The organism is Thermophagus sp. OGC60D27, assembly GCF_052400625.1.
Taxonomy (GTDB): domain Bacteria; phylum Bacteroidota; class Bacteroidia; order Bacteroidales; family Marinilabiliaceae; genus Thermophagus.
Map to the genome: position 1 here is coordinate 16,928 of NZ_JBQTGH010000005.1, position 17,606 is coordinate 34,533.

The following is a 17,606-nucleotide window of genomic DNA, read 5'->3' on the forward strand; positions in this document are numbered from 1 at the left end:
AAACTTGTGCCAGTCATAGGGCCTAAGCAATAAAAGATTTTGGTTCGACTTGTGTCAGGATTTTCGGTTCGACTTGTGCCAGTTTGAGAGATCAGGGAAAAACCGCTATATCGCCCATAAAAAAGCGACATGGCGGATAAACTTGATCTTATGGATTAAACTCGAAAATGCCTTAGAAAATCTATTACGAATTAAAATTGCGGCCAATCAAGTCGCAAGCTAACTTGTATCCATTCACCATAGCAGTGCTATGCCTCATTTCAACAAGTTCCTGATTGATGGCACCTACATGAAAGAACTTAACAAACTATCAAAAGTTTATCTTTTAATCCCAGATGACTTTAGATTGCCCCCCTGATAAACAAGACAGTGAAACACTAATAGATATTATAAATGACCGATATAATCATAAATCTACAATTGTCCCGTAACAAATCCCGGTGTCTGTATGGTAGGATATTATTGGTGAAGGAATAATTGCCGATGCAATACTCGACCGACTGGAAAATTCTTCCCATCGAACCGATCTAAACGGCCCCTTTCTAAGAAGAGATAATTTCAAACCTGAATAAACTTATTTTACTATTGCACCATCTCACACACTGGCACAGGCTGACCGAAATGTCTGGCACAATCAAACCGAAATAACCATCCGGCTTCTGACTTCCGGCATCTGGCTTCCATTTTCTTTCTAATCATTTCTCTGCATCATGGCGTCTCTGCGTTTTTTGAGCCAATCGGACCATCGTGGAAAGCAAGCTTCGGGATGCGGGGAAGACGACAAAAAAGGGAAGCCTATATTAGCATTTTCAAACAAAATGTCACCGGTGACGTGGGTCAGCTTGCTCCGGAATATCCAATAGTTGAAAAAGATGACTTAGTCCCCCAAAACAATACAAGGTTCAATATTTATTTTTAAAGGCCTCAATATCGGATAAGAAATCCAATGCTTTCACTGTTTTTGTTCCGGTAAATAATCTTATGGTTTTTCTCACCCATTTTATGTGTAGATTTTTATACGATAATTTATTAAAGAACCAGACCAGTGGAATGATCAAAAGAAAGTTGATCACTATATATCGAACCACAAAATCCTGGTCTAAATGAACATAAATATCAATCCCCAAAAAAAGATCCAGTCCGACAATTGCATACGACCACCAAACCGGCGCAGAAAGAAAAATTAATTTTACGAATAATAATCCATGAGAATTAACCAGCTCTATCTTTTTTCTGATCTCAACAATTGGTTTTGAAAAGTCGATTTGTTGCAATAATACCACCTGTCCGATACTACCCACTAACGCAATCAAAGAAAAGACATGAAGGATAATTCCACTTATGGCCAAATGAGTTTGCTCCCAATTATTAGCGATATACCACCCTAAAAAGATGGCTAAGAAACTAAATATTACAACCTCATAAATTCTGGATCTAAGAATTTTCTTTGTGCTGTTTTGAGTTTTTTTAAGCTGTAACGCATTCATTGATGATAAATTTAATTGGAGTGTTTTATCCAATTTATTATCGTAGGCTTTCATAATTTTATTTAATTCAACTGCTTCCATTACCTTATATTTTTTTAAATTCTTTTTTTAATTTGAGTTTAAGTCTACTGATTTTTGTTGCCACGTTGGTTTTTGATATCCCCAAAATTTCCGCTATCTCATCGTACGTTTTTTCTTCCAAATACAACAACATCAGCGCCTTATTCAATTCATTCAGTCTGTTAATGAATTCTTGTAACAGTTTAATATTGTGATCTAATTCTGTTTTGTTGTCATTTTGATCTTCTATAGTATAGATCGAGTCCCGGTTATAAAAATCATTTATAACCAACCATTTTTTCTCTTTCCGATAAAAGGATATTGCAACATTAAGTGCAATTCGGTACATCCAGGTAGAATATTTGTATTCAGCATTATATTTGTCAAATGAGTTCCATAACTGAATAATTATCTCCTGCTCCAAATCCTTCCTGTCTTCTCTATTCCTGCAATAGGAATTGACAACTTTATAGATAATCTTTTTATGCGAATCTATTGTCGTTAGAAATTTGTCTTTTTTGCTTTCCTTCATCGGTGACATAGTCTGTTAATGAAATTCTTCATGGAATGAAACGAGCATGGCGGCTTTTTGCCACAAAAGGACATGTATAAATTTGACTAAGCCATGCGAGTTCCATTCGGCCAATGAGATAAATAAATTATTTACGAATGAATTTTAATGTTTATTTTATTATTCGCAGAAATATTGAAAAATCACACTTTGCATGCATATTTTTTTTTCGGGAGTGATTTCCCTGAAACGAGTCGTTAGCGGTTAGTGATTAAAAAGGCCACAATCCTCACGAAACAGATTAACTGATGGGTTACAATCATATCCCTAATATAATATAAACCATCCATCAATTCGTCTAAATCAACCAATCATCAATTAAAAAAAAAGATTGGTATATCCAGTCAGTCATTTTATCGATAAACTTTTCTCAATTGTCGATTCCATTAACTAAATTATTTGAATACCAATAATTTCGCAATAAACAATACAATGTAATAAAATTTAAAATTATGAAAACAGCATCCTGTTTTTTAAAACCATTAAGTCTGGCAATACTATTTTCAACGTTATTTTTTACCGGTTGTGAAGATGATGAGACAACGGAAGTCACCAACGAAACGAGCGACCTCCAGGTAAACAATTACGTATTGGTGGCCACGGGTCAAACCGATGCCTACGACCCGGATGGAGCAACGGTAAGCGGTTTGGTCGAAGGCGATGAGCTCTATGGCCAGGATAGACATTACCAAAAAGGCACCAGCGCATCGTATACCGACAATGGTGACGGCACCGTAACAGATAATGTTACCGGTTTAATGTGGCAACAAACCCCGTCATCAGAAAATTTCACATGGGACGAAGCGGTAGAATACTGCGAGAATCTGGAATTGGGGGGGTACGATGACTGGCGCATGCCAACGGTGAAAGAGCTTTTCTCGATAAGTGACTTCGAAAGTGGATGGCCCTACATCAATATGGATTACTTTGACCTGGCAACTGATGAAATATCTAAAGATGAACAATACTGGGCAAACAACAAGTATGTGGGTGTGACGGTTGAAGGCGGCACCGATGCGGCTTTTGGCGTAAATCATGTCACCGGTCACATAAAAGCCTATGCAGCCAATGCTACCGGTCCGGTAGGAGGCAAATATGTACGGGCAGTTCGGGGCGACACATACGGAACCAATGACTTTACAGAGAACGGCGACTCTACCATAACGGATAACGCTACCGGATTAATGTGGTCACAATACGATAGTGACGAAGGCATGAACTGGGCCGACGCGCTGGCCTATGCAGAAAACTCGGAACTGGCAGGCTACACCGACTGGCGATTGCCAAATATTAAAGAATTACAGAGTATTGCCGATTATACGCGGTCGCCTACAGCTACCGATGCCGACAATGTTGGCCCGGCTCTTAATGCATTATTCAAGTGTACGCAAATTATAAACGAAGCCGGAAACGATGATTATCCCTACTACTGGTCAAGCACTTCGGCCTATTTTTCCACTGCCAGTCCCGGTTATTATTACGCATGGTATTACGCTGCCGGCAGAGCGGTGAACAACGAGGGAGACGATTTTCATGGTGCCGGGGCCGTGCGTTTCGACACTAAAGACGAAAATGGTCCGGCCGGTGAAGATGCAGAAAGGTACTACAATTACGTCTTTCTGGTTCGCGATGCAGATTAATTCTAAACGGATAAATTGATAATATGAAACCTGTATGGAGCCTTTTGCCACAAAAGGACATGTATATAATTCTAAGGCAGAAGTGCACAGGCAGAAGGCAGAAGGGGTTTTTAGTGATTAGTCATTAGTTATTAGCAACTTAGATGAATCAAACTACTTTATTTCTGCTTTTTTCCAATTTATTCCAACTATATTCTTTTAAAAACCGGGTTCTGACTTCCGGCTTCTGGCTTCCTTTCTTTTATCTAACCATTCAGCATCTGAATATTTATTTTTTTCTCTGCGTCATGGCGTCTTTGCGTTTTTGAGCCAAAGGTAATCGGCACTGTCATGACAAGAATGATTTTTTGGGTGAGGTGAAAACTGTCAATTGTTTTCTTCTTTTAATGAAAAAAGACAACAGCAAACCCGTTAAAGTCACTCCAAGGGCTGTAGACTTTCACAATATCACATAGAACGAGACAGTTTTGTTATTCAGAATGCTCTACCGATAATAATCTATTTTAGTGCTTTGCAAATATTTAAATGAATAATAGTTGTAAGTTGAGGGATATTGAAAAACAAGAAATACCTATAACACTTGACGTAAACAACAAAAACTATAAACTATTAATCAATTTTTCAATGTTATTTTTTGATTTTTCTATAATTTTAGACACTCGAAAATCAAATAAAATGTTTATTGGTTTCCATTTTAAAACAACAAAAAAATGGTGGTAGGGAAACAAATCTCGCAAAGATGAAAAATTTGTTTTCACATAAGCACTAATAAATTTAGTTATTGGAAATCGATAGAATGGACTTTTTTCTTTCCCATTTTGTCGAATGGATTCCTGTTTGTAAATATTTCTTTACTTTGCGAAAAGCTATAAATTCAATATCATTTAAGAAAGTATAACAAAATTAAAGACAATCATACAATGAGAAACCTTTGTTTTCTTAGTCTTATTTTTCTGACTTTTGTTACTCACTTAACGAGTTGTGGGTGCCGAAGGCATAGATCAAATACTCCAGCCGCATCTTTAAACGAAGAAAAACCTGAAACAATTGCTCAAAAAGCAACCCCTATTCAAACAAAAGGAAAAATTGGGAAAGCAATATTTTTTTTGGAAAATTCGGGGAGCATGTTTGGTTTTGTTAATGGTTTTACAGAATACGTTGATGTTGTTTCTGAATTAACGGAAAAACCAAGTTTTGCAGAAGAAAAGACCCTTCGGGAATTTTTTTTTATTAACGGAGAACAAGAGTTAAAAATCACTTACATAGGAAATAATCCAGCTGATTTAAAAGATAAGTTAAATGTAAAAGGATTTAATTGTGGGGATATTTCCAAAAGCGATCTTAATGCAATGTTCCAACTGGCATTATCAAAAGCTAAAAAAGACACAATATCAATTCTTATTTCTGATGGCATATATGATATCGGATCTCCCACATCACCATTGAATGAGCTTTCAACAGAAGGGCGAGAAACCAGAAGCAGATTCATTGAAAGATTAAATGAAGGCGATTTGCAAACAATTATTATAAAGTTGATCTCACATTTTGATGGTAAATATTTCGCTTCTACTGGCGGAAGCATAAAACTGCAACAGCACCGTCCTTATTATGTTTGGATTTTCGGAAAAACAGAACTGTTAAATGATTATTTCCCCAATGAATATATTAAATCGCTTAATGGATATTCTAATTTTGCACGATTTTTAAAAATGAGCCAGGTAAATGTCGCCTATCAAGCGACAGCTTATAATAAAATTGGCAATTTTAAGTTTGATAAAAGAAATAAAAACAAACTTACTGGAGTAAAAACTGACAGGAACGGTAAAGGATTTCAATTCACTATAGCGGTAGATTATTCACGCCTTCCTTTTTCCGACACTTATCTTACCACTAAATCAAACTATTTTATCAACCACTCAAAATTTTCAATTCAAAAAATATCCAGAATTGGAGATATCAAACTATATGGTCTAAACTTTACCCCGACCCATCTCATTACAATTGCAACCAACGAAAATCCTATTTGTCAACTTGAGATTTCTTTAAAAAACATTCTTCCCGATTGGATAGAAAAGACCAACATCGATACTGAAAGAAATATAATTGGAGATACATCTCACACATTTGGATTTAAGTTTTTAACGGATGGTATTTGCGAAGCATATCAATATAAAAATAAAGAATCTTACATTGCAACCTTCCAATTCGACTTAGTAAATTAATGCAGTATGAATGATTTAATAGCAACTATTTATGAAGTATGGTTTGGGCTATATGACCCTCAATTCACATTGATTTTTGACACATTGTACGATACTGGAGGCTATCTCCTCCTTGCCTCTATATTCATTTTTATCCCGATGCTAATGTTTCTGGGATTTTATTTCCTATGGAAATATCCATATGGTAAATGGTGGCATTGGTTAATATGGTTGATTGTTACGGTTATAATTACCGGATTAGCTACATGGGGAATTGCTAATAACCAAATATTTTTATCAGGAAACCAACAATTAATGGATGCTTTAGCAAATCCCGAATCAAATTTTGAAGAATATGCAAAATCACTTACAATTAAATATGCCTTGGTAAATAGCTTATTGAGTATTTTTATTAGTTTTTTAACCAGTTTTCTTTCGAAACAAGGCAGTAAAATTCAAACTCATTTACCTTTTTAGTTAAAATACAATGGCAAGAAAATTATATATATTCGGAATTGGAGGAACAGGCTCAAGAGTTCTTAAAGCTCTGACAATGCTTTTGGCCTCAGGATGCAAATTAAAAAATCATTTCGACACTGTTATCCCAATAATTATTGACCCGGATACCAGTAACGGCGACTTAAACAGGACAAAAGATATCTTAAAGCTGTATCAGGAAATCAGAAACCAAGTTAACCAGCCCGACGATTTCTTTAGTCAGGAAATAAAAACCATAAATGGACTTGCCAATAAATCTTTTGTAATAAACCCTGACTATTTTCAATTTCAACTGAATGATGTTGATATGAACACATTCGGTAGCTACATTGGATTTAACACCCTTGATGAGGATTTTACCTCCTCCAAAGATGATAAAAATTTCACACGGCTACTTTACTCCGAACAAAACTTGAATTCCAATTTGAATGTGGGATTTAAAGGAAACCCCAACATGGGTGCTATCGTTTTGAATCAATTCACAGATTCGGAGGATTTTAGGCGGTTTGGATCCACCTTTAACGATGATGATGCCATCTTTATCATAAATTCGATTTTCGGTGGAACAGGTGCAGCAGGCTTCCCATTACTTCTAAAAAATCTTCGTGGAAATATTGATATACCTAATAGTGCCAAAATCAGACACGCACCAATTGGGGCTATCACCTACCTACCCTACTTTGCTTTAAATAAAAAAGATGAAATTAATTCGGATTCATTTGAAGATAAGGCAAAAATAGCCATCGACTATTACAACCGAACCATCATAAAACCCAATAAAATTAATTCGATCTATTTTATTGGCAACAGAGGAAACACCAAACATTTCGAATACGCTGTAGGTGGAAAAGAACAGAAAAACAACGCTCACTTCTTAGAGATGGCAGGGGCTTTAGCTATTTTCGATTTTATCGAGAACATCGATAATATGAGCGATAGAACTGAGGTTAAAGAGTTCGGAATAGAAGAAGACACCGAAGAAATACACTTTAACCATCTGAGCCTAAAAGATCAAAAAGAAATTGTAGCGCCACTTACGAAATACAAGCTATTTGCGGAATATTTGAAAACCGGACTTCCAAAGGCCCTCAACATTTCTCGATGGACAAAAAGCAATATTAAACTTGTCAATAAAAGTAAAAATTCATTCCTAGATAAAAATTATTTTGAGAGTTCAGAATATAAAATACAAATAGAAGCTTTTAACCAACATTTTATTCAATGGTTGGAAGAAATGTCTGAAAATAAACCGGCTTTTATTCCATTCAAAAACATTGGATGGGACGACGCCCTAAATTTAGTCAAAGGCAAGGATATAAAAGGAACAAAAAGCTTTAAATTCATTGATATTGAAAATTGTAAATTGATCACCAACAAAAATATTAAATCGACACCTGAAAAAAAACATACCACACTTATTAAAATTTTTGGCAGGTCGACAGAAAAAGTATTAAAGCAAAAAAAGATATTAAAAAAAGAGGATTAACATGGCTAAGAGGATTTTCCGAATTCACGAAGGAGGTGCCACCGAAAAAACAGGTTGGTTTAAAAGTGGAATTATTACCTCAGAGCATCTTAGAACCATAAAAACAGAAGGGAAAGATGTTGCTACATCCATACCGACCCCTTTTGCAACAATAGATTTAGTAAAGTCAGCCTTTAAATGGGTTGCAGAAAATGAAATAACCGGAAAAACAGCACATCATAAATTGGTATCTGATGCTCTTGATGTTGCTCAGCTATTCTTTTCTTCACCCAAATTCTACAAAAAAATTCGCATTGTTGCGTGGAATCCAAAAGAAAGATTGAAGGAGCTAATTAAAAATGGGAAAAGAAACCATAAAAAATATGCTGAAACACTTTCTCTGTTTTGGGATCAAGATAGTGTAAAAGATGAGGATATTGAAAACGAGGTCCTATACAATTTTGAGAAAACAAACAAACTATATTTCATCCTGAACAGAGAATCAAATAAAATAATTGGGGGAACGTCGCCTGCAACAATGTTTTTCGCCGCACCCGATGTCAGAAAAGTGACAGCAGAACTAAAAATACAAATTGGACATGATAAGCTTTTCGATGATGAATATGCATCTCTTCCCGAACGAGAACCCTCCTTTATTGAATATATCTATACATTGGCCAAACAACCGAAATTTGCCCATTATTTCCCCGAAGTTTATGAATATCTTGAAAAAGCCAAAGAACTGTTAAGCGGCGACATAACACAAAAAATAGCGGAACTTAGTGCTGATGATTTGTCAAAATATGAGGCATGTTGTGTTTTAGAAAACAAAGATGACATATGTGAAGTATTAGGAATAAAACTTGGAATTCAGCCAACTGATACAGAGAACATATTAGAGGAAAGTGACTTTGTTATTCAATCCGATTATTCAAATAACAAAGTAAAACCATTAGTGTTGCCCAATTACCCGTTTTCAAAAAAATGGACCTATACCACCAAAGGTATTTTATGGGATGAAAAAACTGAGGTCCCTTATAAAAACAATGACCCTATTGACAAATCTAAACTTCCAATACAAAACGACCAATATTACTGGTTATCCGCCGGTAATTTCTTTGAAGACAAAATCATTGAACTACCCTATTCTATCGATGATTCGAAATTTATAACTTGTGGTGCCCAAAAACATCTTTTACCCTTATCACCCACTTTCTTTGAATATTTTAAACCGGAACGTGTCAAACAATTTTTAACCATAAAAGAACGCACTGGAGGAAATGTTGACGCAGAACTAAAAATTCCTGTTAAAGGGGGAGAAATTTTATTAAAAAAACAGTATTCTTCGGCCGATAAAAACATTGTGCAATTAAATGTCCACCTAGCTTTTTTCCCTTTCTTGAAATCTGAAAAATATAAAATAACCCATTATATAGGGTTACTTGATGACAGAGAAGACAAGGTTGAAGAGTTAGGATTATTGACTATAAAAAACGGACGCCAAAACGTTCCCCAAAAACCCAAAATAAGGACAAGTGGCGAATATGGAGAATTAATAAGCAAATATTATAGCGTTAACGATCAACCTGATGTATATGGCATATCAATTAATTCAATCGTAGGTTATGTTATTCCTCAAATGGCAGAAACTAAGGGAACATCGAAGGTGAATTTTGCCATTGATTTCGGAACTACTAATACACATATGGAATACCAAATTGGCAACAACGATCCAATGCCTCTTGACAGTACTTTTCCTACCCCATTGCTACAAACATTAATCAATAGAAATATATCCATTGACCCCATAATATTAGAGGATGTAAGTACCTTTGAGAAAGAAATTTTACCATTTAATTTTTCAAAAAAGAAAGAAAATGATGAAGTAGGTTTCCCGTTAAGGACTGCACTTATCCATAATACTAACACCGATTTTAATACAAAGGTTGAAATAATAAAAGATGCCAACAATTACCTTCTTCTTGAAAAACAACCAGTTCCTCGCTACTTTGAGCTAAACACTGAATTAAAATGGAGTAATTTAGCAGATACGATCGAGGAAAAGAAGATTGAGTTATATCTAGAATATCTTATCACATTAGCCTATTATAAAACATTGCAATTGGGCGGAGACCCATCGCTGTCAACTATCATATGGTTCTATCCCGTTAGCATGAATGAAGATGAAGTTGGAACATTCTATAAACTGTGGAAAAATGTTTATAAAAAGATATTCCAGCAAGAACCTGCCAAAAGGGTTATACAAGTCCCGGAAAGTATTGCGCCTTATTTATATTATAAATCTTCTGTAGAAGGTTTGAGTTTGTCCATTGATATTGGAGGAGGTTCATCTGATATAGCCGTATTCGACGAAGATGACAAAAAAGCAAAACTTATCTCCTCATTCAAGTTTGCCGGTAATGCCATTTTTGGTGATGGATATCCTTCTAAAGAGCTAAAAGTTGATCCGACACAAAATGGTTTTGTTCAAACGTTTAAAACAGATGTTTATAACGTCATAAAAAATGATTCAGAAAAAGAACTAATTCTAAAAAACATTCTTAATCAACGCAAAAGTTCGAAAGATTTCTGTAATTTTTTATTTGCTCTTGAACAAGAAAAAGAACTTAATTTTAGCTTCACAAGACTGTTAGAAAAAAACAGGAAGTTAAAATTATCTATATTAATATTCTATGGGTCAGTAACCTATTACTCTGCCAATCTCCTCAAAAAAGCCGGTATTGATATCCCGAAGTATATTCTTTTGAGTGGTACGGCTTCAAAAACCGCCTCAATAATTGACCCATCAGAATCATTAAATAACCTTTCAAATATGATTCAATTTATATTTGAAAAGGTCTACAATAAAAAAGCTGATGACTCTATCCAAATAAAACTGTCCTCCATTCCAAAAGAAATAACTTGTAAAGGAGTTCTAAAAGCAGGGATAAACGAGAACATTGATGATTTGCCTATTAAATTTTGGATTGGTGGGACCGAAAATGACAATTGGGGACAATTGCTAAATAGGGAAACTGACATACAAAAGACACCCACATATGGAGAATTGGAACATCCGCAAATGCTACAAATTGAAGAATCCATAAAAAAATTCTATGCTGTCTTGGATGAATATATTCAAACGGTTCGAATTGAATCAAAATTTGGAATACAAACAGAGGCATACAACGCATTTAAAAGTTTGAGGAATAGCGGGATAAAAGATTTTCTTATAAGAGGTATAAAAGCCTTCCATAAAAATGACCATGAATCAAAAATAGAGGAAACTCTCTTTTTCTATCCGCTGATTGGTATATTAAACAAATTGTCATTCAAACTATCCGATAACAAATCAAACAATGAATAGATTTTTGACATCCATAATTTTGTCTCTTGTTTTTTTACAAACGTCCTTAGCTATTGAGCAATTCAAGGATTCTACTGAAGCCTATAATTACTGGGCAAAAAGAGCTGCTATTGAAGCTATCTTTTCTTATATGAAGGATTACAAAGCAGCAAAAGACTCATTAAACCCCAAAGAAAAATTAGGTAAAGATGATTTTGAAAAAAAATTCATCTCGTCTATTGAAGAGGATGATACATCTATTATAAATTTAAAGTATAATTTCCTCAGTGATTTCTTATCCAATCCTAAATATGATTGGAAAAGCTGTGAAAAAAACATCTTTCAACCCTTGAAAAATAGTATTCAAAATTTCGTCGAGGTGGGTGCTCTTTTTGAGTTGAAAAGAATTACAGGATCAAATGATAAAGTAACTATAGACCATATTCCAAACCCAAACGGGGATAACATCAATAATAGAGTACATTGGAATGCAACAAAAAGAAAGATTGTTCAAGGATATAACCAATCTCTCAACAATTTATTTACTTCATCGCGATCATCCACAGATCAAAAAAACAAAAAAGACACTCTTGCAAATAGACCAAGTGAACCAAACAGACATAATAAAAACAAAGAATTATCAAGAAATTATGTATTCCTACCATGGAAAACCTATTTAATGTATAGCGCCTTTTTGGTAGTAGGCATTTTTATTGGAGGGTTGATAGTTTTCAAAATTTCAAAAAATAAAATAAAATCAATTCTTAAAATAGAATATAACCAATATTTGAATACAGAAGAGAACGGTAAATCATCATTTTTATTTAATTTCATAAAGGCTGTTAATGTCCTGCATAAACAGAAAAATAAATATAAAGAAAAAGTAAAAAAGAGCGAAGATGATTTAGAAAATATTACCTTAAAACTACGCGAAACACAGCAAAAGAATGAGCAACTTTTGCATGAAAAGTATGAACTCGTAAAAAAAAATGAGCAACTTTTGTCTCAAAATCATGGTTCGAATACTGAAGAGACCAATGATAGTATAAAATCTGATAAAAAAATTTCTAAAAAAACAGTAACGAGCTATTTTTCAATTCCGGAAAGTGATGGCAGTTTTAAATTGTCAAATGCAAAAACATCGAACAATGGGAAAAATTTCTATAAAATTATTTTTGAAGAATCCTCAACCAGTGGTGAAATATTCTATATTCCGGGCAACAGTGATGGAAGAGCCATCAATCGCTATGAATCCTATTTAAAACCAGTTTGCGAAATCGAGAATATGGAAAACCTTTCCACCGCAAAAAGAATTGAATTAAAGCAATGCGGGAAAGTAACACTTCAAAATGATCGATGGATAATTGATTCGAATAATAAAATCAAAATAAAACTTTGCTAAAAATGATATTTTTACAAACAGATGTCAACCAATATATTCCCGGTTCAACGCTATGGCATAATTTAGAAATAGTTATAATTATAGGTGTAATTATTTATCAGCTTTATCATTTTGTCATAGTTTATAACAAAATATCTAACTTTAAAAAAGTTTTCTTATCAAAGTTACTTTTAAGGAAAGGGATCGTCACAAAAGAAAAAATAGGAAGTGCAACTTTTGATCCTGATGAAGTATTTACTGAGAATGAGGAAGAATCAAACAACAATTCAATCCAAATCACCAATAATAATAAAATTCTAAAATTATCGTTGGTGGACACTAACGGGAAAAATGACACGATCTTAACTATCCGAAATGCCATTAATAAGTATCTCATTAACAACTATGGTGCTGCAGTCAACTTCAGCATTATCAAGGATATCGTTGATAGAGAAATTGAAGTAAAGGATGATGAAATAACCCAATCCATATCCCTTCCACTCTATTTGGGTTTGGCAGCAACAATGATTGGAATAATCTTTGGTTTATTTTCGATGCCAGAGCTGAGCGGGAAAGGCTTCTCGTCCGGAATTAACGCCTTAATCAATGGGGTAAAAATTGCTATGTTTGGAAGCTTAAGCGGATTAGTAATGACAACATATCTGTCGTCATTCGCCTATAAAAAAGCAAAGCGAATCGTACAAAAAGATAAAAACAGCCAGTTAACCTATCTACAGGCAACCTTGCTTCCTGAACTAATAAAAGCTGAAGAAACAGGAGTTGCGGGATTGAAAGCTAGCTTGGACAGGTTTTCAAGAGTAGCCACGCAAATTACGGATAATGTTCTTGAGGCCACCGACAAAACCGAGAAAAATCTTCAACTTCAGCTGGAAATGGTAGAAAAAATTGATAGAATAAACGTTCATAAAGTCTCAAAATGGAATCTTGAACTTTTCGAAAAACTTGAAAACAATCTTGAAACGCTAAAACAGTTTTCTTATTACTTGGCTAATATGGAACAAATCGCTTCTCAGCTTCAAGAATTTGGTAAACGAACGTCAGATATTAACAGAGTTATAAACAATATTGAAACTTCATTAAGTGACTCAAAAAAATTATTAAAATTTCTTTCAATCCATTTCGAAAAAATTGAAAATTCCGGTGCCTCTGCAATGAAAGCTGTTGGTATTGCAGAATCCCATTTTGAAGAAGCGATCAGTGAGTTACAGAAAAGAACTGAAAGCATGGTTGAAAATTTGTATAAAAGCACCGGAAACCACGAAATAGAATTGAATAAAATCTACAAAGAAATTGAGGGCAACCTTAACAACATTACTAGCCAATATATTAATGCATTTCAGGAGGCCTACTCTGAGGCCATTCCCAAATTTTCCCAACTCGAGAATCTTGAATTAATTAAAGAGATAAATACTACGGTTAAAAACATCCATTTTCTTCAACAAAACGATGTACTGTTAAATAAATTAAACTCTATAGAGGAAAATATAAAAAAAGTTCAGATTCGAAACTCAAATACTTATAAACCAACAAATACAAATAAAGACAAAACCTCCAAAAAACCAGAACCTATAACCTTAGATAAAGTAATAAAAAAAGTTTTTTAGCATGCTGATGAAAAACATCTCCTCAATACAGTTATGGCGAAGGTCTTTATTAACAATTACACTTGTCCCTATTCTATTGTTAGGTCATTTATTTATAAACAACGCCCATATATTCGATTCAAAATTGGATGGGCAAAATTCAATACTGCAATTCTTCAATCTTCCCTATCTTCTCTCTCAATTCGATTCTATCGACTCATTGCCAACATTACATAAATTCATCGGGAAGATATGCAGCGGAGCATTAATAGGTCTATTCTACGTTTGGTTGATTCTGTTTACCACAAACAACTATTTAAAACTTTCACATCAGATTGGGAGTAAATTTTACTTACTGTTTGAGCTGATATTAATTTCTATAGTTTATGTAAATTTTGTAACCCCATCTTCACTTATTTTTTCTATCGCAGGATTTTTAATTATTGGATTTAATCTGGCGCTAATTATTTTGTATTGGATTTACGATTTTAAAACCAAGAAATGAAAGAAAATTACCCCAACCCCAAGTTTCAATTAGAAGATGGTGACGAAAAAAACTAATTTTTACTCTATCGGATTATGTTATTAACCCTGATACCTCTGCTAAACAACAAATTACAATCCAAGTAGTTTAGCAATAATATAGGCATTACATACTTTTTAGAGATACTTAATTAATTTAGTTCCTTCAGAATAAAAAGGGGAAAAATAAAGATTGGGATTTAATTAAAAGTAATTATTCTATTTATTTAAATGAGCAAAAATCTAATCAACAAATTACTTATTAGCTAGTTTCATCCAAGCAATAAACTCACACAATCTTTATACGAATGAAACGAGCATGACCCAAAAAGTTTGTCACAACAAGAACATATATAAACTTTAAATCATATGAATTCCATTCGGCCAATGAGTTAAAAATTATGCGAATGAAAAAAGACAATATTTTTTGGATAAGTTATTCGGATCTTATGACAAGCATGTTTTTCGTAATGCTTGTATTATTTGTAGTAACTATAGGTTACTTAAAAAACAACTTGGAAACTACTGAAGAACAGTTAGAAAAGATTCAAGAACTGCAAACAGCTGTTCAAAAACTTCCAGAACAATACTTCGAATATCAGCCGGAATATAAAAGATTTAAACTGAATAAACAGATTCAATTTGACAAAGGAAGTGCCGAAATTAAACCTGAATATTTTAGTTACTTAATCGAAGTTGGCAATTCAATTCTTGCACTTATAAACGACCTCAAAAACCAAGATTCATTTGAAAAATTCGATATCAAATATCTTGTTGTAATTGAAGGGATGGCATCAAAAGATAATTATGCACGAAACTTTGAACTAAGTTATGAAAGAGCTCTATCCCTTTACCGTTTTTGGAAATCAAACGGGATAATTTTTAATGCCTCTGATTGCGAAATTCAAATCTCAGGTAGTGGGACGGAAGGAATCAGAGAATATTCCGGAGCTGAAGAATATAAAAACCAACAGTTTCTTATTCACATTATACCCAAAATGGGAAAAATTCAAAATGACAACTAAAATGGTCTATATTAGAAAAATTGCATGTTTCTTTTTGTTTATTATTTCTTTACATTCAATACAGGGCTGTTCCGGCTGTTCACCATCTGGTAGACGGAACTACCGAAAGAAAAATTCAATTGCCAGAGAATCAAATCTATACTACGAGACACCAACCTCAAATCCGGAGTCTTATTCCAAATCAAGAAATGCAGCAAGTAAGCTGTCTTTGAACGAACTATACAACATGTACAAAAAATCTGTTTTCCTAATTATTACTTCCGATGGCAAAAATAATTTTCAAGGCTCAGGATTTTTCGTATCAAAAAATGGTTTGGCTGTAAGCAATTATCACGTTTTTGAAGGCACAAACAAAGGCATGGAATCAATAAAAACTCTTGATGGACAACAATTTAAAATAATTGAAGTCCTAGAAAAAGATAAAGACAACGATTATATCATCTTTAGGGTTAATATTGGAAATTACAAAATAGAAAATCCTATTCCATTAGCAAAGGAAGAACCTCAGATAGGCCAGGACGTATTTGCTATTGGAAATCCCAGAGGTTTGGAAAGCACCTTAACAAAAGGTATAGTTTCTGCTCTTAGGCTTAATAACTCTTTAATTCAAACTACAACAGAAATAACGCATGGAAGTAGCGGCGGGCCTTTACTGAATATGAAAGGTGAAGTAATTGGAATCACGACAGCCGGAATGGGTGAAGCAAATCTTAATTTTGCGGTTAATATTAAACTTTTGAGGCTTGAAAGATTTCTGTAATTTAAATCAATATTTATTTTTAGCTATCCCCCAAAAACCTGACTGTTAAAAGTTAATAAATTGTCTAATTCCGGACCACCTTTTTTTGGGGGAAGGCTACCTGATTTTTTAAGAACAAGCTTTCATTGTCATACCCTTTTCAATCGAATTTTTTTACAGCGCTTCCATTTGGTATATGCTAATAAAAGAAATGGTATCTATTATTCCGTGCATGAGCATCACCGGCCAAAGCCTTCTGCCATTTAAAATAAACGCAACGCCAAAGATGAATCCAACGCTTCCGGTAATCAAAATACCGGTAATGCCCTGATAAGCATGAATGAGGCCAAAGATGACAGAACTAATTACCACCGAAGACCACATCGACCATTTAGTACTGCCTAACAACTTGTCGATTGCATTAAGCAAAAATCCCCGAAAAATGAGTTCTTCCAAAAAAGCGGCAGTAATCCATACTACCACAAGAGCCATGATAAGCCCCGGCAAATTTCCTTTTAAACTCATCAAATGAGAAACATTTGGTCGGTCACCAAGCTTAACGATTTCAGGCGAAATATAGCGGGCAAACAACTGAAAAGCAACATATAAACCAATAAATACGAGAATCGGCTGCCACCAATTTTGGGGTTTTCCCAGTCCCAAATCACGCCATTTTAAATTTGCATACTTTTTATAACCTATAACAATTAATGTCATCAAGGTGAAATTGGAAATCATAAGCCAAAACCCTAAGCTATCATAGGCTGTGATATCGGTCAAATGCCGGTCGATGAATAGGCTGATTATGTAATTGACCGTTAACAATAATAATATCGTAAGGCTAAGAAACAGCTTATTCTCTTTTGTTTGAAGTGCTGTTTTCATCGTATTACAATTATTATGGTTATCAAATTAGCAGAACTGTATAGCGGTATAAAAGGTACCACCCTATTAAGTTGGTTTATATCTATCTGCCTTTAAACTTGTCTCTCTATTCGGGTTTAACAAAAGAGCCGCAAAGATAGTTTTTTCTGTGAATGTATTTATTCTTCAACCCAACTTCATAT

Annotated in this window: 12 protein-coding genes; 9 read left to right on the top strand and 3 right to left on the bottom strand. The window is 34.1% G+C overall.

Going from position 1 to position 17,606, the window contains the following annotated elements:
- Positions 1-902: 902 nt before the first annotated feature.
- Both ACT29H_RS07340 and ACT29H_RS07345 read right to left on the bottom strand, forming a co-directional pair.
- On the bottom strand, positions 903-1,568 hold the full coding sequence (locus tag ACT29H_RS07340; protein WP_444820966.1) for a hypothetical protein: 666 nt from the start codon (positions 1,566-1,568) through the stop codon (positions 903-905).
- Between the two features lie 4 nt (positions 1,569-1,572).
- Entirely contained in the window at positions 1,573-2,079 is a 507-nt protein-coding gene (locus tag ACT29H_RS07345) for an RNA polymerase sigma factor (RefSeq protein WP_444820967.1), read from the bottom strand.
- 491 nt (positions 2,080-2,570) lie between these two features.
- On the opposite strand from ACT29H_RS07345, the gene ACT29H_RS07350 reads away from it, so the two are divergent.
- From ACT29H_RS07350 to ACT29H_RS07390, 9 genes are all read left to right on the top strand, one after another.
- On the top strand, positions 2,571-3,758 hold the full coding sequence (locus ACT29H_RS07350) for an Lcl C-terminal domain-containing protein (protein ID WP_444820968.1): 1,188 nt from the start codon (positions 2,571-2,573) through the stop codon (positions 3,756-3,758).
- Positions 3,759-4,678: 920 nt separating this feature from the next.
- Positions 4,679-5,980, top strand: a complete 1,302-nt coding sequence (locus tag ACT29H_RS07355; RefSeq protein WP_444820969.1) for a hypothetical protein — start codon at positions 4,679-4,681, stop codon at positions 5,978-5,980.
- Between the two features lie 6 nt (positions 5,981-5,986).
- A complete protein-coding gene (locus tag ACT29H_RS07360) occupies positions 5,987-6,436 on the top strand; it encodes a hypothetical protein (RefSeq protein ID WP_444820970.1) in 450 nt (149 codons plus the stop codon).
- A gap of 10 nt (positions 6,437-6,446) precedes the next feature.
- Positions 6,447-7,943, top strand: a complete 1,497-nt coding sequence (locus ACT29H_RS07365) for a hypothetical protein (RefSeq protein WP_444820971.1) — start codon at positions 6,447-6,449, stop codon at positions 7,941-7,943.
- 223 nt (positions 7,944-8,166) lie between these two features.
- A complete protein-coding gene (locus ACT29H_RS07370) occupies positions 8,167-11,289 on the top strand; it encodes a hypothetical protein (RefSeq protein WP_444820972.1) in 3,123 nt (1,040 codons plus the stop codon).
- Positions 11,282-12,670 (top strand): hypothetical protein, encoded by a 1,389-nt coding sequence (locus ACT29H_RS07375; RefSeq protein WP_444820973.1) that lies wholly within the window; start codon positions 11,282-11,284, stop codon positions 12,668-12,670. Before ACT29H_RS07370 ends, ACT29H_RS07375 begins: the two co-directional genes overlap by 8 nt.
- A gap of 2 nt (positions 12,671-12,672) precedes the next feature.
- The gene (locus ACT29H_RS07380; protein ID WP_444820974.1) at positions 12,673-14,274 is read left to right on the top strand and encodes a hypothetical protein; all 1,602 of its coding nucleotides are present in this window, start codon (positions 12,673-12,675) and stop codon (positions 14,272-14,274) included.
- A 908-nt stretch (positions 14,275-15,182) separates the two neighbouring features.
- The gene (locus ACT29H_RS07385) at positions 15,183-15,800 is read left to right on the top strand and encodes an OmpA/MotB family protein (protein WP_444820975.1); all 618 of its coding nucleotides are present in this window, start codon (positions 15,183-15,185) and stop codon (positions 15,798-15,800) included.
- Positions 15,790-16,560, top strand: coding sequence for a S1C family serine protease (locus tag ACT29H_RS07390; protein ID WP_444820976.1), 771 nt, complete (start codon positions 15,790-15,792; stop codon positions 16,558-16,560). The genes ACT29H_RS07385 and ACT29H_RS07390 overlap by 11 nt, the downstream gene beginning before the upstream one ends.
- Before the next feature lie 153 nt (positions 16,561-16,713).
- On the opposite strand, the gene ACT29H_RS07395 is transcribed toward ACT29H_RS07390, so the two are convergent.
- Positions 16,714-17,424 (bottom strand): lysostaphin resistance A-like protein, encoded by a 711-nt coding sequence (locus ACT29H_RS07395; RefSeq protein WP_444820977.1) that lies wholly within the window; start codon positions 17,422-17,424, stop codon positions 16,714-16,716.
- Positions 17,425-17,606 lie beyond the last annotated feature (182 nt).

Bases quoted from the DNA above. Each gene is read 5' to 3' on its own strand.
- ACT29H_RS07340 (WP_444820966.1), bottom strand. From the start codon at position 1,568: ATGGAAGCAGTTGAATTAAATAAAATTATGAAAGCCTACGATAATAAA.
- ACT29H_RS07345 (WP_444820967.1), bottom strand. From the start codon at position 2,079: ATGAAGGAAAGCAAAAAAGACAAATTTCTAACGACAATAGATTCGCAT.
- ACT29H_RS07350 (WP_444820968.1), top strand. From the start codon at position 2,571: ATGAAAACAGCATCCTGTTTTTTAAAACCATTAAGTCTGGCAATACTA.
- ACT29H_RS07355 (WP_444820969.1), top strand. From the start codon at position 4,679: ATGAGAAACCTTTGTTTTCTTAGTCTTATTTTTCTGACTTTTGTTACT.
- ACT29H_RS07360 (WP_444820970.1), top strand. From the start codon at position 5,987: ATGAATGATTTAATAGCAACTATTTATGAAGTATGGTTTGGGCTATAT.
- ACT29H_RS07365 (WP_444820971.1), top strand. From the start codon at position 6,447: ATGGCAAGAAAATTATATATATTCGGAATTGGAGGAACAGGCTCAAGA.
- ACT29H_RS07375 (WP_444820973.1), top strand. From the start codon at position 11,282: ATGAATAGATTTTTGACATCCATAATTTTGTCTCTTGTTTTTTTACAA.
- ACT29H_RS07380 (WP_444820974.1), top strand. From the start codon at position 12,673: ATGATATTTTTACAAACAGATGTCAACCAATATATTCCCGGTTCAACG.
- ACT29H_RS07385 (WP_444820975.1), top strand. From the start codon at position 15,183: ATGAAAAAAGACAATATTTTTTGGATAAGTTATTCGGATCTTATGACA.
- ACT29H_RS07390 (WP_444820976.1), top strand. From the start codon at position 15,790: ATGACAACTAAAATGGTCTATATTAGAAAAATTGCATGTTTCTTTTTG.
- ACT29H_RS07395 (WP_444820977.1), bottom strand. From the start codon at position 17,424: ATGAAAACAGCACTTCAAACAAAAGAGAATAAGCTGTTTCTTAGCCTT.